A 21,604-nucleotide genomic window follows, 5' to 3' on the forward strand; every position below is an offset into this window, starting at 1 on the left:
TTATGTCTGAGGACGATTCTAAAAAGGAGCCTGAGCCGGAAGAAACTGAGGCAGAATTAAAGCACGAAGAAATTAGCAGAGAAGAGGATGATGAGGGGGGAGAGTTTTCTACAGTCACTATTTCAGATATTGAGATGTTACTAAAAGATACAGAAATATGGGACAAACTATTAAGGAACGAATTAAGTATCGAGGAAGCTAAAAAAATGTTTGATGACGTAGCTAGATCGTACTCAAAAGCCGATAAGAAGAAAAGAAGAGTAGAGAAAAAGCCTAAAAAAGGAAAAGTGACTAAGAAATCTGATGAGGAAGAAGAATGATTAAAGCAATATATGGCAGTGCTAAAGATTTTTATGATATTATTCAAGGCGTATCTAATGTAACCGATTCTATAACTTTATACTTTACCGAAGAGGAAGTAATATCAAGATACTTAACTGAAGATAAAACATTGATGGTTTTACTTAAAATATCCAAGGAGTACATGGAAGAATATATTATAGAAAAACCACTAGGGATAAAAATACAGTTAAATGAATTGAAGAAAGTTCTTAATAAAGCTAAGAGTAAGAGCGCAGTAATAAATATAGAGGAGACAGATGCTGGGATGAAGATAACAGTAAGAGACGAAAAAACTGGACTTAAGAGTTCTATTTACCTCAAGGGCGAGAAAATAACTAATATAGAAAATATAGTTGAACCAAAAGTTGGCTTAACTATATCTTTTACTTGCAGTGGAAATATAATAAAAAATGTTGTGGATGAAGCCAGCAGTATAAGTGAGCAGATTCAGATTGAAGGTAATGATAACCAAATAATCTTTAGCACAGAAGAAAGTGGAAGAGGATACAAAGCTTATTTGGTAATGGATAAGCCTCTAAAGGGGCTTGAAATACAATCAAGTGGAAAATCATCATATGGTGTTGAGGTACTAAAAACTGCACTTAGGGCTTCTGCATTCTCTGAAAACTTAACAGTTAGATTTGGAAATAATATTCCGATGAAAATAGAAGCTCCAGTGCAGTCTGGTGGTCAGCTTATATTTTGGATAGCACCCAGATTATCGTAGATGAGATTACCAGAAGCTCTCTTAATAATAGCAATATGTTTGTTTACAGCATTAAATATTGTATTTCCACTTATAAGTACAAACTTCGCTTCTTTTCCCTCTTCTATACCCCAATTTAAGTTAAATTGTTTATACGCATTATATGTAGCTCCTCTCAAAATTTCTTTTGAATAATCGGACATTGGTTCTTGAATCCTAGTTATTAATAGACCTAATTCTAGGTCTAGCCATAAGTTTGGAGAAAGGAGACCTGCATTATCTGTACCAAAAAGGATATTTATGTTTGCATTTATTGCGTCTACTATTCTAGGAACTCCCACACCAAACCACATGTTGCTCCTTGGGCAAAATACCACTGACGTTCCTAATTCCCGAAAGTCAGGATATTTAAAATGAGTTGCATGAATTAAGAGATTAGGCTTATAGGATTCAGTGATGTATCTAAAGTCATCCAAAAGATACTGTTTTAAGGTCTCAGAAATATGAACTGCTCTTATCTTGGTTGAAAAAGCATTAAAAATCTCAAGTAATTCCTGTTTACTATTTGAGGAAATTGAAGGGAGTCCATAGCCGTCTGTAATTTTAGACAACTCATTCAATTCATAAGTATCAAAGAAATCCAATCTTCCTAAGATAATGTACTTAATATCATTTCGTCTTCTGAGCTCACTGACCAATTTGGCACCATTTATACCTTGTTCTCTAAAATCTACTATTGCTAAGACACCAAACTTCTGTGAATCTATTATAAAATTCTCTATGCCATTGCGTATAATACTTGGATCTATTGACTTAAAATAAGTGTATTTTTGACTTAATGGGTCACCTACGACTTCCTTAATGCTTTGTCTAATACCGTACTCAGGGAATGAATAATCGGCTGTATGTGTATGTGAGTTTACTAATGGGGGAAATAGAATGAAATTTCTAAAATCTTTTGCATTAGTGTCATATCCGTGACCTATGTGAGATATTATTCCATCAGAAATTTCAACGTTTACCTTTTCAACGTAATCAAATTCAGACCCTAAAAAAGCAGCACCTACATTTATTCTAAAATTTTCCATTTTATTTCCCTATTTTTTCTTACGTATTCCAATGCAGTAGTTGCTTTCATTAAGGCTTTTCTGGGATTCTCTGCTATTCCAATTCCAGTCTTTACGTTATCATATAAATTAGTAATAGTAAGCATTGAATCTAAATCTTTCTTGCTGGCAAAGAGACCTACATTATCTCCACCAAAATAATAAGCTATCCCGCCAACTTTTTCCGACAAAGAAAATACATTACCCTTTAGTTCTTCAATTTCTTGCATAGCTGTTCTTTTATCTAATCTTGTTATACCATTGATATCATAATGTGCTACAACTATTTTATCATCAGGCTTATCATCTAATGTATCTACGCAATTGAATATTGATTCATAGATTGTTTCACCATATCCTTTACAAATTTGCATTTTCGTTGGTGAATATTTTTCACTCACTTCTCTAATTACATGAAGCACTTCCTTCTCCTTTACACCATCCACTAATACAATGTAAGAGTCATATCTAATTGGTATGGGGAAAGCATTAACCTCAGCTAATTTACTATATAGAATGGATGCAAAATAATGCTGAAAAGCTTGTATTCTCCATTCCCTATCGCATCCCAGACTTTCTGTCCATTCCTTATATCCCACTAAATCTAATATTATAGTTTTCATTCTATGCTCACGTTAGTTTCCTTTGTAAGGTCTATTTCTCTTAGCTTTTTTAATCTTTTAATTAATTTAACAGCGCTTTCTACTGCCCTCATGGAGTATTCTTCTATTCTTTCAACAGCCTGCTCATGGGTAACTCCATGCCCTATTATTCCTAAAGTGACAGGTTTACCATATTCTACTGATAAATCCATTAGTTTTCTTGCAGTCTGCGTTGCAACTATTTCATCGTGTTTAGTTTCACCTTTAATTACAGCTCCTAAAGTTACTACTCCGTCTATTTCATCTCTCTTTAGCAGTTCTTTAACTATTACAGCCATATCATAGCTTCCAGGAACTTTCACTACGACTTTCACTGTAACTCCAAGAAACTCTGCATGAGATAAGGCTCTCTGCAACATTAAAGATGTTATATCATAATTAAATTCACTTACTACTATACCTAAATTAATCTTCAATTGGTCCTGCATTTCCATAACCCTGTCTTAAACCTTTTCCTGCAAAAGGTGTTAGTGAATTTTTACCATCTCTTATTAACTTAACTAAGTTTATTGAGTGCTTGGTTACTCTGTCTATTGCTATATTTTTAAGTTGCTCCTCGTCCTCGGCTTCATCTTCATGGATTGTAACGTCTATTACGTGCTTACTTGTAATTATTTGAGTTGTTATCAAACCTATACTTGCTGCTAAATAACTATATTTATCTAACATACTTTTTCCAACCCACCCAAGTGTAATTACCCCCTCACAGCCGCTATCCAGTAATCTCTTTGCAGCGACAGGTAAATCTTTGATTCCTGGTACCGTATATCTTACTATTTCTGCTTCAGGGTCTTCCTTTGTAATAGTCTTAATTGCAATTGCGCCCATATCTATTCTAGAAAATGTAGTATCTGCTACGCCATATTTTCTCCTCATAGTCCTACCACCTCCTTAATAATCTCTTTCCCATCTATCAAAGGAAACCCATTATTTCGGGAATAAATGAGCGATTTTTCTTTCGATAAACTTATATTGTTATCTAGCATCTCTGCTATTATAGCGCTTTTCTTTAATCCTAAATAACTGAATAAAGCCATTGTCAGTTCAGTATGTCCTTTTCTTGTCGATAAACCCCTAGAAAGTAAAATTGGTACATGACCTGGTGAATAAAATTCATTGTAGAATTTTTGAATTGCTTCATCTATGTTATTATTCTCAATTAATTCTATGACTGTATGTAATTCTCTTATAGTTTTAGCCCTATCTTCATCACTTATTCCTGTCTTTGTATCGATGTGGTTTACCCATAACGAGAATGCCGGCTCATCCCCATATTTTGGTCTTTTGTAAAGTTTTGGATAATTATTTTTTATTATTTCGGAGATAAAAGTAATGCCGATCTGTTGTCCTATATCCTTGCTGGTGACATAACATATTAATCCGCCTGCCTGTGTCCTTAGAGTATTAATTACTTTCCATGTCACTTTCTCTCCGTAGAAAACCATATCTGTTTCCTCTTCTCTTCCATCAAAATCATATATTAAAATAGGAAGACCTTGCTCTAAATGCCTTCTTAAAGTGATCCTATCCAGCATTGTTTAATACATAATAATCTAAAATATTTAAGCGTATGTACTATCTGTTTTTATATCTTCTTAATGTTAAAAATACTATTATGCCAATTACAGCTATAATAATAAAAATATAATCTGTATTTAATATGCCACCACTTTCTATATTGTGTGTAGTTTCGTTTCCCTGCTGAAAATTAGAACTATTATATTCACTTTCGCTACCGGTAAAATAAATAATAATAGTAGCGTTCTGAGGGTTACTTACGATATCTATATTTGTTTCATTATTTTGACTGAAATAATTTATTATTGCATTACCAGTTAATACAATGCTCAAAGTTGAATTCTGGCTATTGATAATTAAAGTTAGATTTTTAGGGTAGATGATACGCAATGGAGATACGTTATTAGAAATTGACAACACTATACTTCCAGACTGGGCTATGGAGTAGTTTATATCTAGTGGTTTATAAGTGAAATTTTGAATTATCTTTATCTCGAATTCAGGTAATCCAGGATAAGATATCGTGTTCGAGTATAATGACGTATACCCAAATAGGATATCACATCTCAATGGCAATATGACTATGATTAAGAGTATTAGCGGAAGGATTTTTTTGCTCATTTATAGTTCAGTTTATTTTAACGTATATTTTATTAGCTTTGATAAATAGTGTATAGTTGATATGTCTAATCAAAATCAGCCTTACAATCCATACAACTGGAAAATGATTTTACTATCACAAACTTCTATAGTTATAATATCTTTTGTACTGTCTCTTTATTCGAAATATTTCTTGCCAGTGTATATTGCATATTTGATAATTTACTTCATAATAATGACTACTTTAATGGCTAGAAGTAATCCTATGCTATCTGAGAGGAAATACCTTTCAGAGATAGTTAATGCACGAACTATACTTGAGGAGAAGAAGGCTGGTGAGTTAATACAAAATGATGAGGAGTATATTAAAAAGTTCCAAGCAATAACTAGTGCTAATCTAAAATCATTTGGAATAATGTTTGTTTACTTGATAGTCATACTAATATTCTATAATTTTGTAGTTCTCAGATATGTTAGTAATGTGACGCAGATACAAAAATTGATAGTATTCCTAGTCTATTCAGAAGCATTATTCCTATTTGGTATGTTTGTTAACAGAAGAATAATGAGGGTTCAAATGATGGAAATAATGGCACCATTTACATACAAGATAACTGAAAAAGGTATAGTTTCAACTGATAGAAGTGCAGTATTTTTACACTCTAGACATCTCGTAAATGCATCTATATTAGAGAACAGGGATAAGAAGTACGTTGAAATATCTCCTACTACTCTAAAACTTCCATATAAATTAAGACTATATAGTAATGATATAGATAGGATATTGGACGCAATAAACAGAGTAAAGAGATTAGAGTTAAAAAGACAACAATCTTCTAGTTCTTGAAAAGTGGAAGTGTGAGTAAGATCCTAAACTATTCTCCACGTAAACTCCATCTTTTCCATTCCATATGCCCTTTCCATGTTTATTTTTGAAGGCAAAATTTACATCTCCAACACTTATAGCTTTCGATACATGAAATTCATGTCCTCTTATACTTTCTCCATTGATGGAAAGTAAGTTATCCTTTTCCGTCTCAAGTTCGGTATAGCCAATAGTCAGTTTATCCTTTGCCTTTATCTGTATATCGTATAGTCCTATCATTCTGTAACTTTTTTCATTTATTATTTCGTTTGACAAAAACATGAATCCACCACATTCCGCTAAAAGCTTTACTCCTTTCTCCACGTTTCTCTTTATCCAATCCTTAGTTCTAGTAGAATTTTCGAGTTCCTCTAAATGTAACTCTGGATATCCACCACCTATGTAAATAAAGGAGGGTTGGTCAGCTGGGGCATCATTATTAAGTGGACTAAAGAATTCCACGTCATACCTCTTTTTTAAAATATCTATATTCTCGTTATAATAAAACGAGAACGCTGAATCATACGCCACATAAGCCTTACCTACTATATTTCGTTCCTCAATTTCATTTGAGTCCTGTAGTTCATTTGCTTCCTCTGCAATTTCCACTATTTTGTCAACATCTACATTCATTTCAATCAAGTTAGCTGTTGCATTAATGACATCCTTTGCGTTCTTAAAATCCTCCGTGGTATAAAGACCTAGATGTCTACTGGGTATAGAAAGACTCTTATCTATAGGGAGATACCCAAGTACTTCAACGTTTTCAGGTATCGATTTTTTGCAGTAGTCTAAATGTTTCTCAGACGCAATGTAGTTGAATATTACACCTCTCACGTTAGCGTTTCTGTATTCTTTCAATCCTTTAACTATAGCTCCAACTGTAGAAGATAGATTGCTACAGTTGATCACAAGGATCAGAGGTGTATGAGTCAATTCAGATAATTTATATGTACTATAATCTTCGTATAATCCATCATAAAGACCCATTACTCCTTCTATGATTCCAACGTCAAAGTGCTTACCATATTTTGTGAGACTTGAATATACCCCTGATTCTCCCATTAACCATAAATCTAGGTTTATCACTGGGTGTCCACTAGCTATTTTATGATACATAGGGTCGATAAAATCTGGACCTACTTTATATCCTCTTACCTTATATCTATTCGATAATACTTTGATTAGCCCGGCTGTAACTAACGTTTTACCTGAGTTACTTCTATCAGAGGAAATAATAATACGGGGAAACCTCATGATAAAAAATAAAGTTATGTCAGATAAATTGTTAATTATGCGTATAGTTTATGATGACGTAAGAGACTTGAAAAACATAGTGGAGACTTTGACTAAGTTTATAGATGAGGGTTTGTTTGAAATAGGTCAAGACGGCATAAGACTAGTGGCTGTAGACAAGGCGCATGTATCCTTAATTAATATTGAATTGTATAAAGAACTATTCAAGGAGTATGAAGTAGAAGACGAATTTAAATTTGGTTTTAACAGCCAGTACTTAGCTAAAATTTTGAGTGTCGCCAAAAGAAAAGAGGAAATTTCAATAGAGTCTGATTCTCCTGAAAGGGTTAAAATAACATTAGGCGGTGCCTTAAATAGAGTGTTTATAATAAATAATATTCAGGTATCCCCGCCCGAGGTTCCTGAAGTTAATTTAGAATTTGAAGTTAAAGCCTCATTATCATCAAAAGCGTTTAAGACTACAATTAACGAGATATCTGCAGTAACAGATACAGTGGATATTATTGCAGTGGAGGATAGAGTTATTTTGAAAGGGGAGGGAAAGGAGGGTAGTCAAATAGAAAATGAATTTAGCAAGGATACTGGAGCTATTTCTGATATGGAGTTTAAGAATGAGGCTGAGTCTCCATATGATGTAAATTACCTCAGTGATATCTTATCTTTGACAAATCTTTCAGATTATACTAGCTTAGCATTCTCTACCAAGAAGCCTTTAGAATTGGAATTTAATATGGAAGGAGGAGGGAAAGTTACTTATTTACTTGCACCCAAACTATCCTGATGAAATTTTATACTGCATTAGTAGGAAGCTACCCTAAACCTGTAAAGATAGCTAAGGTAATATCTAGGCTCAAAAGCGGCAAGATAGAGAAAAGTAAGGCATATGAAGAGCTAATCAAGTTTGAAAAAAGAATTTTAGAAGAGGTAAAGGAATACGAGCTAGATTATACTACAGACGGTATGGTAGGATGGGATGATGTTGCTGATCTCACGACATCTTTTCTAGAGGGTGTAGAAAAAGGCGCTTTGGAGAGGTTTTTCGATAATAATTTCTACTATAGAAAGATTGTGATAAATCAAAAGTTAGGTTATAAATCTCAAAATGACTATGTACAGTACTTTAAGCGAGTAAAAGAAATTTCTAAGGATCTAAAGTCAAAAATTAAAATAGTAATATTAGGTCCATTAACTTTCCTACAGCTGGCTGAAAACAATTATTATGATGATGTTGGAAACATAATTGATGATTATGCTAAAAGTACTAATAGCTTATTGAGAGACTTAATTGACTATTACGATGTTGTAGAGGTTCATGAACCTTCATTGTTTCAGAAAGGAATTAAAGCAGGATTACTTCAAAGTTCTCAGCAAGTATATGAAAAACTGTTTAATGGAATTAATAAGGAGAAACACGTTTTAACATATTTTGATATTAGGTTTGATAGAATTCAGTATTTACTAAACTTGCCTGCAGATTATTTTGGATTCGACGTAACAGAACAGAACAAGACTAAACTTGGAAGATTATACGGTTATGTGAAAGATATGAATGTCTATCTAGGAGTAATAGACTCAAGAAATACTAAAATGGATAAAATATCTACCATTAGAAGGATAATTGAAAAAGTTCATGAGAAAGGTGCTAAAAGTTTGATTATTGGTAATTCGAGTTTCAATGATTTCATACCTGAGATTGTGGTGAGGAGAAAGCTTAAATTACTTCAAAAAACTAAGAGGTTGGTCGCAAATGTCTGATGAAATCACTATTTTACCTACCACAGTTATTGGAAGTTATCCTAGACCAAAGTGGCTAAGGGAAACTATTAGACTACACAGAGCTGGAAAGGTTAACCAGGAGGATCTTGAGGAGGCATTTAATGATGCAGTTGTAACAGTAGTTAGGGATCATCAAGAAGCAGGGATTGATGTTCCAACTGATGGTGAAATGAGAAGAGACGAAATGGTGGAGTTTTTTGCAGAGAGACTGTCAGGATTTAAATTTTATGGACACGTTAGAGTTTGGGGAGATCATTATTATAGGAAACCTTCAGTTACTGGAAAAATAAAGTACAACAATCCTATGCTTTTAGATGAAGTAAACTTTGCTAAAAGCGTGTCTTATACGCAGAATCTTAAAGTAACAATTACTGGACCATATACTATTTCAGAATGGTCTTATAACGAGTATTATAAAACTCAGAGGGACATGGCTTTCGACCTCGCTAAGGTTATAAATCAAGAAATAAAGAACTTAGTTGATATAGGGATAAAGGTTATTCAAGTCGATGAGCCTGCTATACATACAAGAAAAGAAGATGTTGAATGGGCTATTGATTCAATAAATGAGTCTATTAAAGGTGTAAATGTTAAAGTAGTCTTACATGTATGCTATGGTGAATATTCGTATTTAGAACCCCACTTGGACAAATTGAAGGTTGATCAAATTAATCTTGCCCTAAAGAACTACAATTATACACCTGTGAAATTATTTAAGAAATGGGATAGGGAGATCGGAGTAGGGGTAATAGATGTCCACAACAGGAAAATCGAAAGTGTGGAAGAAGTAGCTGAAGATCTGAGAAAATTACTCGAGTATTTTAAACCTGAAATGATATGGGTAAATCCTGATTGTGGTTTAAAATTACTTCCAAGAAAAATAGCTCTCCAGAAACTTATTAATATGGTAAAAGGTACGCTGATTGTAAGAGAAGAACTTAAAAAGAAAGGTTACACAAATACTACACTCAAGCCATTAATTAATAGGTGAGCTGATTGAATAAGAAGAGGGCAAAGGGAAACTCACACTCAATAAGACCTGTTAGGAGCGGACCTCCTAAGTGGGTGAGGTTCACAAGAGAGGAGGTAGAGCTATTAGTAGAGGAGTTAGCAAAGAGAGGCTATCCGCCTAGCATGATAGGAATGGTGTTGAGAGATCAGTATGGTGTGCCTTTAGTAAAACAAATAACGGGGAGGAAGCTTACGGCAATTCTTCAGGATAGGAATATGAAGCCTAAGATACCTGAAGATCTATTTAATCTTATGAGAAGGGCAGTAAACATTAGACGTCACTTATTTGAATACCCTAAGGATAAAAGTGCTAAACGTGGATTGGAGGAAGTTGAATCCAAGATAAGAAGATTAGCAAGTTATTACAAAGAAACAGGCAAGTTATCACAAGAGTGGAGTTACGACCCAGCCAAAGCCGAACTATTGGTAACTGGTTCCCTCTACTGATAAAGCCTTTTCTGCTTTTTCCTTAAGTATATCTACTATTCTTTTATCGAATCCTATTGGTTCTGCTATAATGATCTTAGCTTTATTAGACGTCTCCTTTAATTGATTTGGTATATCCCTCTTGAAATGCATGCCAGCAGCAAACAGTAATGGAACTACAACAATTGTATCAGCACCTCTCTCTACTAACTTTTTAGCGGCTTCATCAATTTTAGGTTCATTAATTTCTATGAATCCATACTCTACCAGTGGAAAATGTTGTTTTAGTTCCTCTGCATAATTAATTACAATTTCTTGCCACTCTTTTATCTTGCTTCCATGAAGCACTAATAATAATCCTATCATAGATAAACTTTCGACTTCGATTTTAAATACTTGTTTTTTAATTTACCTTAATAGTGGTAAATATTGCCTGACTTTAAGATTGTGGTATCTGATCCCAAAACGAAAGAGGATAAGAGGGAAAAACTAAAAGTAAAAGCTTCCGATAAGGTTAAATCAAATCAGGGTGAGAAAGAAGGAAAAGCCATACCTTTGGCGAGAATTAATGATAAAATTAAACAGGCTTTAAACTTAGATGATTTTCTGACACTGGAAATAACTAAGCAAGAAGGTGATAAAAAAGTAAAGATTAAAGGTCATTTTAAGATAGAAGTAGATAATACAGTGCCTGACGGAGAAGTGTGGATATCAAAATCTATGGCAGAAAAATTTGGTGCTGAAGAGTTTGAGGCTTTAGCATATAGGACTAGAGCCTTTCAACTATCTTTAGATCAGTCTAAATTACCTAATTTGGTTGGAACTAAAATCGCTGACGTTATAGATATTAATGTATCAGGTATTAATCTTAAATTAAAGATAACTGGAGGTTCCGATAACTCAGGCTTCTCTATGAGATTTGACGTAGGAGGCGGAGCCAAGAGAAAAATACTAGTTAGTGGTCCACCAGGCTATTATCCTAAAGAAGATGGATTAAGGAGAAAGAGAACTGTCAGGGGGAATATGATAACTCCTGAAATAGTTCAAATTAATACTATAATGATTAGGTGATGATCCGTTTGGCATGGCCAAGAGTACAACCTGAAGCCAATATAGGTGTTGTGGGTCATGTAGACCACGGTAAAACTACTTTAGTCCAGGCTCTAACTGGAATTTGGACTTCGAAACATTCTGAAGAGCTAAAAAGAGGCATGACAATCAAACTGGGATATGCCGAAGCTAACATAGGTTTATGTGAGTCTTGTAAATTACCAGATGGTTATGTAACTGAACCATCATGTTCACAATGCAATTCTAGTGAAGAACCAAAATTTTTAAGAAAGGTCTCATTTATAGACGCACCAGGTCATGAGATATTAATGGCTACTATGCTTTCCGGAGCTGCATTGATGGATGGTGCAATTTTAGTTGTGGCTGCAAATGAACCATTTCCTCAACCACAAACTAGGGAGCACTTTGTCGCTCTTGGTATAGTTGATGTTAAGAGATTGGTAATAGTTCAAAATAAGGTAGATGTAGTAAGTAGAGAAGAAGCTATAAAGCAGTATAAACAGATTAGGGAATTTCTGAAGGGTACGTGGGCTGAAAATGCGCCTATAATTCCCGCAAGCTCGCTACATAAGATTAACATAGATGCTGTTATTGGTGCATTACAGGATCATATACCTACACCTGAGAGAGATTTGAGTAAAGATCCAATAATGCTCATAATAAGAAGCTTTGATGTAAATAAGCCAGGAACCAGTTATGACAAGTTGAGCGGTGGTGTTATAGGGGGCAGTATAATCCAAGGTAAATTTAAGGTAGGAGACGAAATAAAGATATTGCCAGGTATAAGGATTGAGAAACCTGATGGAAAAGCTGAATATATTCCACTCTATACTACAGTATCATCTATAAGGTTTATGGACTTAGAGGTTGAAGAAGCTAAACCTGGTGGATTAGTAGCAATAGGAACAAAACTTGATCCATCATATGTCAAGGCTGACAATTTGATAGGTAGTGTTGCAGTGAAGGCTGATAGGGATATACCAGTAGTAACCGAAGTGACCATTGAGAATTTTCAGTTATTAGAGAGAGTTGTAGGAACAAAGGAATTAGTTAAGGTTGATTCCATAAGACCTAAGGAATCCCTTATGATAAGCTTTGGTTCAGCTACCACTATAGGTGTTACAAAATCTGTAAAGGGAGGTAGAGTTGAGGTAGAACTTAAAAGACCTATAGTATTATGGGACAAGAATTTGAGAATAGTAGTTAGTAGGCAAATAGGCGGAAGATGGAGATTAATAGGATGGGGAATAATAAGCTAAAGATCTTAGTAGACACGAATATTCTTATGAACGTATATGACGGTATTGATCCTTTTGAATTGGTAATTTCTTATCTTGAATATAAGCCTGAATTTTATGTCTCAAAGGCTACTATCATGGAGCTTGATAAGTTTTTGAATGAGGAGAAAAGTGTCATAAAACAGAAGAGAGCCAGAGTCGCAATGTTATATTTAGAGACCAATAAGAATTCATGGACACTAATAGAGGAAGGTGATAATATCCTAGTGGACAATTTATTATTAGAGCTATGCAAGCAGTATAACTTTATAATTTTCACTTCAGACAGGATATTGAAGAACAGAGCACTAAAAGAAGGAATAAAGGTTATATACCTCGTACCAAAAGGTAAAAATATAAGTCTTAATTTTATTATCTAGTTTGATGTTTAAGCTAGTTAGAGCTAAAGGTATTGTTAGAATTCCCCCTGAGTATTTTGGTCAGTCTGTTGATGAAATCGCTATAAAAATTTTAAGGCAAGAATATCAGGAGAAGCTCATTAAAGATATCGGTGTTGTATTAGGTATTGTAAACGCTAAGGCTAGTGAAGAAGGTTTCATTATATTCGGTGATGGTGCTACGTATCATGAAGTGGAATTTGATATGTTAGTTTATTCACCTGTAATACATGAAGTGATTGAAGGAGAAGTAAGCCAAGTCGACAATTACGGTGTTTATGTTAATATGGGTCCCGTTGATGGTCTAGTTCATATATCTCAAATAACTGATGACAATTTGAAGTTTGACTCTAATAGAGGAATATTAATAGGTGAGAAGAGTAAGAAGAGCATACAAAAAGGTGATAGAGTAAGAGCAATGATAATTAGTGCATCTATGAGTAGTGGGAGACTTCCTAGAATAGCATTAACTATGAAGCAACCCTATTTAGGGAAAATAGAATGGATAAATCAAGAAATTGCGAAGGCGAGTAAGTGATGTCGGAGAAGAAGGGTACCAGTTTTAAGGCATGTAAAAACTGTAGAGCATTAGTACCTCCAGAAACAAGTATATGTCCCCTTTGTCATTCGTCTTCCTTTAGTGATGAGTGGAATGGCATGATAATAATACTAAATGAGAAATCAGAAGTTGGACAGATGTTTGGGGCTACAACTCCTTGGAGATACGCAATAATAGTGAAATAGATCTTTGCTTTATCTTGCCAAGAAATTTAAGGGCAGAACTTAGCAAACCATATGGGGTTCTTTTTATTAATGAAAATAAATTAAAGCAATTTCTTAAAAATATGTCCAACAGTAGGCTAATAACAGTAGGCGATGTCGTCACCCAAACTATACTTAAATTCAATATCAGACCATTTTTGGCGATAGTAGATGGTAAAACTAAGAGAAAGTTAGTTCAAGAAAATTTTGGACAATTTGAATACTTAAAAGTTAAAAATGAACCTGGTCTTATACGGCTTTCAACTATAAGAGTGATAAAAGATATTTTAGTTTATAATGAAAAGGATAGGATTTTAATGGTTGATGGAGAGGAGGATCTTTTGGTTATTCCTGTAATAATATATGGCAATTTTGGTGATATGATAATATACGGTCAACCTAATGCAGGCGTAGTATTAATGCTGAATAACGATTTTATTAAAAGAAGAGTTTTGGAGATTTTCAAAAAATTTCAGATCACTTCATGTTAAACTAAATCCGACCTGCGCGGGGTCATCATAATTTCAGACCTTTCGAGCCTCTTCATGCTCCAAATTTCTCGTATCTATATGAGTAGTTCAGTAATAGATTTATTACATCTAACCCTTTTATTCTTAGAGACCCTTTATGTAATTGCTTTTCATTAAAATCGTTTACGCTATCAGCCACTATATTATATGGAACGTATAGCAGGAAAGGTACAGGGTCACCTGTATGTTCCTTTACCTCAACAGGAGTTGCATGATCTCCTGTGATAGCTATTATTAATTCTGAGCCATAAGTGTCCAATATTCTTCCTATCATTTTATCTATCATACTTATGGCATACAATTTACCTTCAATATTTCCGTCATGTGACGCTGCGTCAGTAGCTTTTAAGTGAAGAAATACCATGTCGTATTCTTTAAGTAATTTCGACGCTTCTTCTGCTTTACCTATATAGTTAGTATCTAGCCCGCCTGTGGCTCCCTTGGGAGTAACTACATTCATTCCAATTTGGCTACATATACCTTTTATTAACGCTGTTGCAGATACCGCTGCAGCATTAATCTTAGTATAATCATAAAATTTGGGTAGCTCAACATATTGTGCAGCCCCCCTAAGAAGTACTATATTTGCAGGTAACTCTCCTCTTTCAATTCTTTTTTTATTTAATTCTGAACCAGAGAGCACTTCGTATATTTTATTTGTAAGTTTATTGAGAACTTCAGCAGTAATCTTAGCCTCTCTCGTATCCTCAGTTGCCTCACTTTTTTTAACTTTAACTCCAGTCTCATGAGGATCAGTATCGCTGATTTTATCGCTTAAGCCTTTACCACTAAGTACAACTGCTACTCTATGTTCTGTGCCGTGATAGAATTTAACTTGAACTCCGTCTATTTCTCCAATCTTTGTGTTTAACTCTTGCACCAGCTCCTTTGCTTCATCAACCTTCCTTCCCGCTCTTCTATCTACCACAGTAAGGTTACTGTCTACAGTTGCGAAATTCCCTCTAAAAGCTACATCTCCTGCTTTGAGTCTTGCACCAGCTCCAATAGCTTCAAACGCTCCTCTTCCCCTATAATACTTAAATGGATCTATTCCAAAGATAGCTAAATGAGATGTATCACTTCCTGGTACTATTCCAGGGGATATAGGGTCCATTAACCCAGCTATAGAGTTCTTAAGTAATTCACCTATATTTGGTTTCTCCACGGCCTCAAGAGGCGTCTTATGTTCTAGTTTAGTGACAGGACGGTCTCCTAGACCATCTGCAATGAAGAAGAGAATTTTATATTGCTTCATGCTATCGCCCTCTTTAGCTCCTTTGAAAATCTCTCATATCTTTGTATATCAGCTTGAGTAAGGGAAGCTTTTACAACATTTAAGGCTTTTTCGAAATCTTCTTTACTTACCTTAAATGAGGTTTTGTTCATGCATTCTTTTATGTGCTTTTGATAGCATTCCATGTTACCCTTGCATTCATCTCTAGACTGTTTATCGCACATAGAGTAAATAGATCTCATGGCGTTAATAGTAGCTTCTCTAACTAGAGCCTCTAGGTCTGCTCCTGTATATCCTTCTGCTTTTTCTGCGATATCCTCAAGTGACACATCTTCGGCCAATGGCACATTTTTAGTGTGAACCTTCAAAATCTCAAACCTTGCAGTCTTATCAGGCGGAGGAACATAAATCAACCTATCAAACCTACCAGGCCTAAGCAAAGCAGGATCCAAAATATCAGGCCTATTAGTAGCAGCAATTATAACCACTTTATTTAATGGTACTATTCCGTCCATTTCTGCTAGTAGTTGGTTTACTATTCTTTCTGTTACTCCGCTGTCTGTTGATAGTCCTCTTATTGGTGCTATTGAGTCTATTTCGTCGAAGAATATTACTGTTGGTGCTGCTTGTCTTGCTTTTCTGAATATTTCTCTTATTGCTTTTTCACTTTCCCCAACCCATTTTGATAGTATTTCTGGTCCCCTTACTGCTATGAAGTTTGCACCACTCTCTGTTGCAACAGCCTTTGCAAGCATAGTCTTACCAGTACCAGGAGGACCAAACAACAAAATACCCTTAGGAGGTGTTACACCTGACTTAGTAAATAACTCAGGGAATCTCAAAGGCCATTCCACAGCCTCTCTTAGTTGTTGCTTAACGTAATCCAGTCCTCCAATATCATTCCAATTTACTTTAGGAACTTCTACATATACTTCTCTCAATAGAGATGGCTGTATTGATTTTAGTGCATTCAGGAAATCGTTCATAGATACTTTTAGTTCCTTTATTATCTCTGCAGGAATAGTTGGTTGATCGAGGTTTAATTTCTTCTCGTCTACAAATCTTCTTAGTGCATATATTGCAGCTTCTTTTGCCAAAGCCGCTAAATCTGCTCCAGTATAACCATATGTCATCTCGGCTAATTTATCTAGATCAACATCATCTGTAATAGGCATATTTCTAGTATGAACTTGAAGTATATCCTTTCTCCCCTTGGTGTCTGGTGGTCTTATTTCAATTTCTCTATCGAATCTACCTGGTCTTCTCAAAGCAGGATCTATTGCGTCTGGTCTGTTAGTGGCACCAATAACTATAACTCTACCTCTTCCTTTAATTCCGTCCATAAGTGTTAATAGCTGTGCTACTACTCTTTTTTCTACTTCTCCAGTAACATCTTCTCTTTTTGGTGCTATAGCATCTATTTCATCAATAAATATTATTGACGGTGCGTTTTCTTCGGCTTCTTTAAATATCTCTCTTATTCTTTGTTCGCTCTCCCCATAGAATTTACTCATTATTTCTGGTCCATTAACGGTTATAAAGTAGGCTCCAATCTCATTTGCTAACGCTCTTGCTAGTAAGGTTTTACCTGTACCTGGTGGGCCGTATAATAGTATTCCCTTGGGTGGGTCAATTCCTAGTCTCTGGAATAGTTCTGGATGTCTCATGGGCCATTCCACAATTTCTCTTATTTTCTGTTTTGCTTCCTCTAAATCGCCGATATCTTCCCAGCTTACTTTAGGATAAGCTAATGAGCTCTCTTTTACCGGTTCTTCTTTTATTTCAATATTTGTACTACCTGTAACATAAACGTAATTTGAGGGTTGTGTATTCACAACTGTCAGTTCTAAGGTTCCTGTGTAGATTGGTATTGGAAGTGTCTCTCCCTTAGCTAATGGTTTGTCCATTAGTGTATCTTTTACATATTCTACAAAACTATTGTCAAACCTAATTGGCTGTGTCGGTGCTAATACTACTTTACTTGCTGGTGACACATTGGTTTTTCTGACAGTTACGTCATCTCCTATTCCAACTTTTATAGACTTTCTGATGTAACCGTCTATTCTAATTTCGTCATCTGATATATCGTATGCAGGCATCACTTGAGCTAAAGCAGAATTTCCATCTTGTCCTATAATTTCTATATAATCTCCAGCTTCTACATTTAATTTTCTCATGGAAGTTTCTGAAATTCTAGCTACTTTTTTTCCAACGTCTCTCTGTCTAGCTTCAGTAACTCTAAACTTAATACTTTGACTCATGTGACATATTACTTTAACCTTTTTAAATAAGTCTAACTGTAATAAAATACTGTGTGCAGTCTTTGAGTGATATTCCACCCTCAATATATTTATTCTCATGTCCTAATTGTGGGAGATCTATTTCGACATATAGGTTACTTCTAGGATCAGTATGCAATATATGTCTAGAGGACGATAAAGAATATAAAAATATTGGGGACTTAATAAAGGACATAGAAAAACAGGGGAATTTAATTAAATTGAAAGATATTCAGAGAGTGCTAGATGATTATGAAAGTTTTGTTTCTATATTTAAGAGATTATTAGGCTTTCCACCCTTCGGTCCTCAAAAAAGTTGGATATATAGGTTGCTAAGCGGAGAGAGCTTTGCAATAATAGCTCCTCCTGGTTTAGGCAAAACCACCTTTGGTCTTATTTCATCTATTTACCTCTATTTAAGAGGCAAGAAATCAATATTAGTGTTCCCAACTAAAAGCCTTGTAAGGCAAGCTATTGATAAATTATCCTCTTATATACAAAATCTAGCCGAGATAAAGGAGAATCCTCCAAAAGTCATTTATTATTACTCAGGAATGTCAGCTTCAGAGAGAAAAGAGGCAGATGAAGGATTACAGTCAAAGATATTTGATATTTTCATATCTACAAATAGATTTTTGATTGATAATATAGACCAGATTTCCTCAACTAGTTATCAGTTCTTATTTGTAGACGATGTGGATACCGCATTGAAGTCTAGCAAGAGTGCACAGGCTATTCTTAAATTATTAGGATTTACGCCTAATGACCAAGACAAAATTAAAGAGACTTTGAAAAAATATAGAGAAAATACTCAGAAAAATGAACAAAATGAATACATTTTTGAGGAAATAGATAAAATTAGAAAAGATAGGTTAGCATCAAAGACTGTTATATTTTCGTCAGCAACCTTAAATCGTAGTAATCCAATTTTGACGTCATTAGTGGGATTTAAGCCAGGAAGTTCAGTGATATATATTAGAAAAGTATATGACATGTATGTTAAGCAGCCTGATAAAGAACAAGAGACTTTTAACCTAATTAAATCTCTCCTGCATAAGTTGGGCGACGGCGGATTAATATTTGTGCCAGTAGACAAAAAACAAGAATATATTAAAAGATTACAAAGTGAGTTAAGTAATGAGTTCAATGTAGCTGCCATAACCTCGACATCAGCAACTAAAATAGATGATTTCGCTAATGGTGAAATAGACGTATTAATCGGTTCTGCAACCCATTACGGTATTCTTGTAAGAGGGTTAGATCTTCCCTGGAGGGTAAAGTACTCAATATTTGTCGGAATACCTAAGTTCAAGTTCAGATTAGGAGAAAAGGTAAATCTACTCACTTTAAGTCGATTATTAAGTTTGATAGCGCTCATTACAAAGGATCAAGAAGTTATATATATATCAAGAAGAGTTAAGGATAAAATACGAAGGCTATCTCCTGCAGCATTAACCATGTTATCAGTTCAGGCAAAGGAAGGTAAACTAGAGGATAATATATTACTTAAAGCATATGATTTGTTGAATAAGTATCTTAGTAATCAAAATGTCCTGAAGAGAATAAGCGAGATAGGCGATTTCGTATTATCTCCTGATAATGACATATTAATTCCAGACTATCTTACCTATGTTCAGGCTAGCGGAAGAACGTCCAGGATATATGCAGGAGATGTTACCACTGGTCTATCTGTTCTATTAGTCGATGATTTTAATTTGTTTAGACTTCTAAATAAAAAGTTGCAATATATATTAGATGATATACAATGGCGAGAATTAGATGTTGAAAAGTGGACAGCAGGAGACGTGGAAATAAAGTATCTAATTTCAAAAATTAATGAAGAGAGGAATGAGATATCGAAACTGAAAAATGAGGGTAATGTGGCGCCTGCACTGCAAAAAGTTAAGACTGTTCTTCTAGTTGTAGAATCTCCCAATAAAGCTAAAACTATATCCAGTTTCTTTTCAAGACCTAGTATTAGGCAAATTGGAAATATGAGAGTATATGAGACAGTGCTAGGTGATAAAGTTCTCATGGTTACAGCATCTGGTGGTCATGTTTACGACTTAACGACTCAGGACATGGGTATTTATGGAGTAGATATAATGAAACAGAATTCCTCTTTAGTCTTCATTCCTATATATAATAGTATAAAGAAGTGTGAAAACAATCATCAGTTTACCGATTTCTTTGAATCAAATAAGTGTCCTAGGTGTATGACAACAAAGGTGCGCTACGATAGTTTGAAATCTATAAACGTTTTAAGGAATTTAGCCGTAGAGGCTGACGAGGTGTTAATAGGCACTGATCCTGATACAGAAGGTGAGAAAATAGCATGGGATCTGTATTTAGCTTTAAGACCTTACAACAGTAATATCAGGAGAGCTGAATTTCATGAAGTAACCAGAAAAGCTATATTACAAGCTATTAATCAGCCTAGAGAATTTAACGTAAATTTAGTTAAATCACAATTGGTAAGAAGAATCGAGGATAGATGGATAGGGTTTAAACTATCGTCAATATTACAGACTAGGTTTTGGCCTGAATATTGTAAATCTCTATCATCGAATAAACAGCTTAACTGTAATGAAAATAAGAATCTGAGTGCAGGCAGGGTTCAAACTCCTGTCTTAAGCTGGATAGTTGGCAGGTACACCGAATATCAGAGAAATAAGAGTAGGGTATATTATGGAAAGATAGACCAGTTGCAAGATATAGTTATCTACGTACCTAAGCAAGATGGTGTTAGAAAGAATAGTAAAATTGTTGTAGTTTTTAATGATATTAATCAATTGGAGGAAGAGTTTGGTCCTCTACCGCCATATACCACAGATACATTACTTTCTGAATCTAACAATTTCTTTGGTCTTTCTGCACCAGAGACCATGAGAATTGCTCAAGATCTTTTTGAACTTGGACTTATAACTTATCATAGAACTGATAGTAACAGGATATCAAATACTGGAATTAGTGTAGCAGAGAACTATTTGAAAGATGTTCTTGGCAATAAGTACACTAATATTTTTAAACCAAGAAGTTGGGGAGACGGCGGAGCTCATGAAGGGATTAGACCAACTAAACCTATCGATGTAGAACAACTAAGATTGTTAATAGAGGAGGGTGAGTTAGAGTTAGCGAAAAAATTAACTAATAATCATTTCAAAGTCTATGATATAATATTTAGACGATTTATTTCTAGTCAAATAATTCCTTTAAAAGTTCGCAAAGAAATTGTTAAAATAGAATTATATGGCGAAAATAAGAAAGAAAAAATAAATAGTAATCAAAATATAATAGAAGTTATAACGGGGATTACTTTGCCCGGTATCGATACTGAAATCTCTAAATTTGCATATGTACCCGTAAGGAATGTATCAAGGTCCGTTGCAGAGAGGTTGAGGGAACTTGGTCGTTCAATACCAGCAGAGTTTTCAATTGAAATTTCCAATTCGTTTATCAAAAGCACAGTTAATTTATATACTCAGGCAGATTTAGTTATGGAGATGAAGAATAAAAAGATCGGCAGACCTAGTACTTATGCAACAATTATAGGTACTATTCTTAGAAGAGGTTATGTCTTAGAAAGTCTTAAAACTAAAAAATTAATACCAACAAGGCTAGGCGTAGAGGTCAATAAGTATTTAAATGAAAATTACGGTAGATTTGTTTCAGAGGATAGAACAAGAAAATTGTTACAGTTGATGGATATGGTTGAGGCGGGTCAAGAAAAATATGAAGAAGTGTTGAAGCAAGTTTATGAAGAAATAAACGAAATACGGTGAAA

Annotated in this window: 23 protein-coding genes; 14 read left to right on the forward strand and 9 right to left on the reverse strand. The window is 34.5% G+C overall.

Translation table 11 applies throughout. The annotated features are described in order from the left end of the window. Window positions 1–2: 2 nt before the first annotated feature. Complete coding sequence (locus tag SUSAZ_03690; protein AHC51166.1) at window positions 3–320, forward strand: RNA polymerase Rpo13 subunit HTH domain protein; 318 nt, start codon at window positions 3–5, stop codon at window positions 318–320. Beyond that, window positions 317–1,069, forward strand: a complete 753-nt coding sequence (locus SUSAZ_03695) for a DNA polymerase (GenBank protein ID AHC51167.1) — start codon at window positions 317–319, stop codon at window positions 1,067–1,069. Before SUSAZ_03690 ends, SUSAZ_03695 begins: the two co-directional genes overlap by 4 nt. Here the strand turns inward: SUSAZ_03695 and SUSAZ_03700 are convergent. The 6 genes from SUSAZ_03700 to SUSAZ_03725 are packed head-to-tail and all read right to left on the reverse strand — an operon-like array spanning window position 1,033 to window position 4,955. Beyond that, the gene (locus SUSAZ_03700; protein AHC51168.1) at window positions 1,033–2,121 is read right to left on the reverse strand and encodes an N-ethylammeline chlorohydrolase; all 1,089 of its coding nucleotides are present in this window, start codon (window positions 2,119–2,121) and stop codon (window positions 1,033–1,035) included. The two genes, SUSAZ_03695 and SUSAZ_03700, sit on opposite strands and share 37 nt — an antisense overlap. After that, entirely contained in the window at window positions 2,118–2,777 is a 660-nt protein-coding gene (locus tag SUSAZ_03705; GenBank protein ID AHC51169.1) for a GTP cyclohydrolase, read from the reverse strand. Before SUSAZ_03705 ends, SUSAZ_03700 begins: the two co-directional genes overlap by 4 nt. After that, window positions 2,774–3,244, reverse strand: a complete 471-nt coding sequence (locus SUSAZ_03710) for a 6,7-dimethyl-8-ribityllumazine synthase (GenBank protein ID AHC51170.1) — start codon at window positions 3,242–3,244, stop codon at window positions 2,774–2,776. Before SUSAZ_03710 ends, SUSAZ_03705 begins: the two co-directional genes overlap by 4 nt. Beyond that, the gene (locus tag SUSAZ_03715; GenBank protein ID AHC51171.1) at window positions 3,222–3,692 is read right to left on the reverse strand and encodes a riboflavin synthase; all 471 of its coding nucleotides are present in this window, start codon (window positions 3,690–3,692) and stop codon (window positions 3,222–3,224) included. The genes SUSAZ_03710 and SUSAZ_03715 overlap by 23 nt, the downstream gene beginning before the upstream one ends. Next, the gene (locus tag SUSAZ_03720; protein AHC51172.1) at window positions 3,689–4,351 is read right to left on the reverse strand and encodes a 3,4-dihydroxy-2-butanone 4-phosphate synthase; all 663 of its coding nucleotides are present in this window, start codon (window positions 4,349–4,351) and stop codon (window positions 3,689–3,691) included. The genes SUSAZ_03715 and SUSAZ_03720 overlap by 4 nt, the downstream gene beginning before the upstream one ends. Window positions 4,352–4,391: 40 nt before the next feature. Further along, window positions 4,392–4,955, reverse strand: coding sequence for a hypothetical protein (locus SUSAZ_03725; GenBank protein ID AHC52448.1), 564 nt, complete (start codon window positions 4,953–4,955; stop codon window positions 4,392–4,394). A 61-nt stretch (window positions 4,956–5,016) separates the two neighbouring features. Here SUSAZ_03725 and SUSAZ_03730 point away from each other — a divergent pair, with 61 nt between their 5' ends. Then, entirely contained in the window at window positions 5,017–5,781 is a 765-nt protein-coding gene (locus tag SUSAZ_03730; GenBank protein ID AHC51173.1) for a membrane protein, read from the forward strand. Here the strand turns inward: SUSAZ_03730 and SUSAZ_03735 are convergent. Continuing rightward, window positions 5,752–7,056 carry a cobyrinic acid A,C-diamide synthase gene (locus SUSAZ_03735; protein ID AHC51174.1) on the reverse strand — a complete coding sequence of 435 codons (1,305 nt, stop codon included), beginning with the start codon at window positions 7,054–7,056 and terminating at the stop codon, window positions 5,752–5,754. The genes SUSAZ_03730 and SUSAZ_03735 overlap by 30 nt on opposite strands. Before the next feature lie 37 nt (window positions 7,057–7,093). On the opposite strand from SUSAZ_03735, the gene SUSAZ_03740 reads away from it, so the two are divergent. From SUSAZ_03740 to SUSAZ_03755, 4 genes are read left to right on the forward strand one after another with little or no spacing between them, the layout of a single operon-like run. Then, window positions 7,094–7,837: a DNA polymerase gene (locus tag SUSAZ_03740; GenBank protein AHC51175.1), complete on the forward strand. Its 744-nt coding sequence runs from the start codon at window positions 7,094–7,096 to the stop codon at window positions 7,835–7,837. Beyond that, window positions 7,837–8,811, forward strand: coding sequence for a 5-methyltetrahydropteroyltriglutamate--homocysteine methyltransferase (locus SUSAZ_03745; protein ID AHC51176.1), 975 nt, complete (start codon window positions 7,837–7,839; stop codon window positions 8,809–8,811). Before SUSAZ_03740 ends, SUSAZ_03745 begins: the two co-directional genes overlap by 1 nt. Then, window positions 8,804–9,823: a methionine synthase gene (locus tag SUSAZ_03750; protein ID AHC51177.1), complete on the forward strand. Its 1,020-nt coding sequence runs from the start codon at window positions 8,804–8,806 to the stop codon at window positions 9,821–9,823. The genes SUSAZ_03745 and SUSAZ_03750 overlap by 8 nt, the downstream gene beginning before the upstream one ends. A 5-nt stretch (window positions 9,824–9,828) precedes the next feature. Then, window positions 9,829–10,290: a 30S ribosomal protein S15 gene (locus tag SUSAZ_03755; GenBank protein ID AHC51178.1), complete on the forward strand. Its 462-nt coding sequence runs from the start codon at window positions 9,829–9,831 to the stop codon at window positions 10,288–10,290. Here the strand turns inward: SUSAZ_03755 and SUSAZ_03760 are convergent. Further along, a complete protein-coding gene (locus SUSAZ_03760) occupies window positions 10,264–10,635 on the reverse strand; it encodes a sirohydrochlorin cobaltochelatase (protein AHC51179.1) in 372 nt (123 codons plus the stop codon). The two genes, SUSAZ_03755 and SUSAZ_03760, sit on opposite strands and share 27 nt — an antisense overlap. A 63-nt stretch (window positions 10,636–10,698) precedes the next feature. On the opposite strand from SUSAZ_03760, the gene SUSAZ_03765 reads away from it, so the two are divergent. The 6 genes from SUSAZ_03765 to SUSAZ_03790 are packed head-to-tail and all read left to right on the forward strand — an operon-like array spanning window position 10,699 to window position 14,268. Next, on the forward strand, window positions 10,699–11,340 hold the full coding sequence (locus SUSAZ_03765) for a 30S ribosomal protein S6 (protein ID AHC51180.1): 642 nt from the start codon (window positions 10,699–10,701) through the stop codon (window positions 11,338–11,340). An 8-nt stretch (window positions 11,341–11,348) separates the two neighbouring features. Continuing rightward, on the forward strand, window positions 11,349–12,599 hold the full coding sequence (locus SUSAZ_03770; protein ID AHC51181.1) for a translation initiation factor IF-2 subunit gamma: 1,251 nt from the start codon (window positions 11,349–11,351) through the stop codon (window positions 12,597–12,599). Then, on the forward strand, window positions 12,581–12,997 hold the full coding sequence (locus SUSAZ_03775; GenBank protein AHC51182.1) for a nucleotide binding protein PINc: 417 nt from the start codon (window positions 12,581–12,583) through the stop codon (window positions 12,995–12,997). Before SUSAZ_03770 ends, SUSAZ_03775 begins: the two co-directional genes overlap by 19 nt. A gap of 4 nt (window positions 12,998–13,001) precedes the next feature. Next, window positions 13,002–13,553 carry a DNA-directed RNA polymerase subunit E' gene (locus SUSAZ_03780; GenBank protein AHC51183.1) on the forward strand — a complete coding sequence of 184 codons (552 nt, stop codon included), beginning with the start codon at window positions 13,002–13,004 and terminating at the stop codon, window positions 13,551–13,553. Beyond that, window positions 13,553–13,759, forward strand: a complete 207-nt coding sequence (locus tag SUSAZ_03785; GenBank protein ID AHC51184.1) for a DNA-binding protein — start codon at window positions 13,553–13,555, stop codon at window positions 13,757–13,759. The genes SUSAZ_03780 and SUSAZ_03785 overlap by 1 nt, the downstream gene beginning before the upstream one ends. Continuing rightward, on the forward strand, window positions 13,732–14,268 hold the full coding sequence (locus SUSAZ_03790) for a hypothetical protein (protein AHC51185.1): 537 nt from the start codon (window positions 13,732–13,734) through the stop codon (window positions 14,266–14,268). Before SUSAZ_03785 ends, SUSAZ_03790 begins: the two co-directional genes overlap by 28 nt. Window positions 14,269–14,320: 52 nt before the next feature. Here SUSAZ_03790 and SUSAZ_03795 read toward each other — a convergent pair whose 3' ends face one another. Next, window positions 14,321–15,562, reverse strand: coding sequence for a phosphoglycerate mutase (locus tag SUSAZ_03795; GenBank protein ID AHC51186.1), 1,242 nt, complete (start codon window positions 15,560–15,562; stop codon window positions 14,321–14,323). 2,293 nt (window positions 15,563–17,855) lie between these two features. On the opposite strand from SUSAZ_03795, the gene SUSAZ_03810 reads away from it, so the two are divergent. Further along, entirely contained in the window at window positions 17,856–21,602 is a 3,747-nt protein-coding gene (locus tag SUSAZ_03810) for a reverse gyrase (GenBank protein AHC51187.1), read from the forward strand. Window positions 21,603–21,604: the final 2 nt, after the last annotated feature.

Source organism: Sulfolobus acidocaldarius SUSAZ (assembly GCA_000508305.1).
GTDB lineage: Archaea > Thermoproteota > Thermoprotei_A > Sulfolobales > Sulfolobaceae > Sulfolobus > Sulfolobus acidocaldarius_A.

What these genes read in the sequence shown, in the direction of transcription:
- SUSAZ_03730 (AHC51173.1), top strand. Translation starts at nt 5,017, where the DNA reads ATGTCTAATCAAAATCAGCCTTACAATCCATACAACTGGAAAATGATT.
- SUSAZ_03715 (AHC51171.1), bottom strand. Translation starts at nt 3,692, where the DNA reads ATGAGGAGAAAATATGGCGTAGCAGATACTACATTTTCTAGAATAGAT.
- SUSAZ_03760 (AHC51179.1), bottom strand. Translation starts at nt 10,635, where the DNA reads ATGATAGGATTATTATTAGTGCTTCATGGAAGCAAGATAAAAGAGTGG.
- SUSAZ_03775 (AHC51182.1), top strand. Translation starts at nt 12,581, where the DNA reads ATGGGGAATAATAAGCTAAAGATCTTAGTAGACACGAATATTCTTATG.
- SUSAZ_03780 (AHC51183.1), top strand. Translation starts at nt 13,002, where the DNA reads ATGTTTAAGCTAGTTAGAGCTAAAGGTATTGTTAGAATTCCCCCTGAG.
- SUSAZ_03695 (AHC51167.1), top strand. Translation starts at nt 317, where the DNA reads ATGATTAAAGCAATATATGGCAGTGCTAAAGATTTTTATGATATTATT.
- SUSAZ_03705 (AHC51169.1), bottom strand. Translation starts at nt 2,777, where the DNA reads ATGAAAACTATAATATTAGATTTAGTGGGATATAAGGAATGGACAGAA.
- SUSAZ_03740 (AHC51175.1), top strand. Translation starts at nt 7,094, where the DNA reads ATGCGTATAGTTTATGATGACGTAAGAGACTTGAAAAACATAGTGGAG.
- SUSAZ_03710 (AHC51170.1), bottom strand. Translation starts at nt 3,244, where the DNA reads ATGCAGGACCAATTGAAGATTAATTTAGGTATAGTAGTAAGTGAATTT.
- SUSAZ_03725 (AHC52448.1), bottom strand. Translation starts at nt 4,955, where the DNA reads ATGAGCAAAAAAATCCTTCCGCTAATACTCTTAATCATAGTCATATTG.
- SUSAZ_03750 (AHC51177.1), top strand. Translation starts at nt 8,804, where the DNA reads ATGTCTGATGAAATCACTATTTTACCTACCACAGTTATTGGAAGTTAT.
- SUSAZ_03745 (AHC51176.1), top strand. Translation starts at nt 7,837, where the DNA reads ATGAAATTTTATACTGCATTAGTAGGAAGCTACCCTAAACCTGTAAAG.
- SUSAZ_03795 (AHC51186.1), bottom strand. Translation starts at nt 15,562, where the DNA reads ATGAAGCAATATAAAATTCTCTTCTTCATTGCAGATGGTCTAGGAGAC.
- SUSAZ_03735 (AHC51174.1), bottom strand. Translation starts at nt 7,056, where the DNA reads ATGAGGTTTCCCCGTATTATTATTTCCTCTGATAGAAGTAACTCAGGT.
- SUSAZ_03690 (AHC51166.1), top strand. Translation starts at nt 3, where the DNA reads ATGTCTGAGGACGATTCTAAAAAGGAGCCTGAGCCGGAAGAAACTGAG.
- SUSAZ_03720 (AHC51172.1), bottom strand. Translation starts at nt 4,351, where the DNA reads ATGCTGGATAGGATCACTTTAAGAAGGCATTTAGAGCAAGGTCTTCCT.
- SUSAZ_03785 (AHC51184.1), top strand. Translation starts at nt 13,553, where the DNA reads ATGTCGGAGAAGAAGGGTACCAGTTTTAAGGCATGTAAAAACTGTAGA.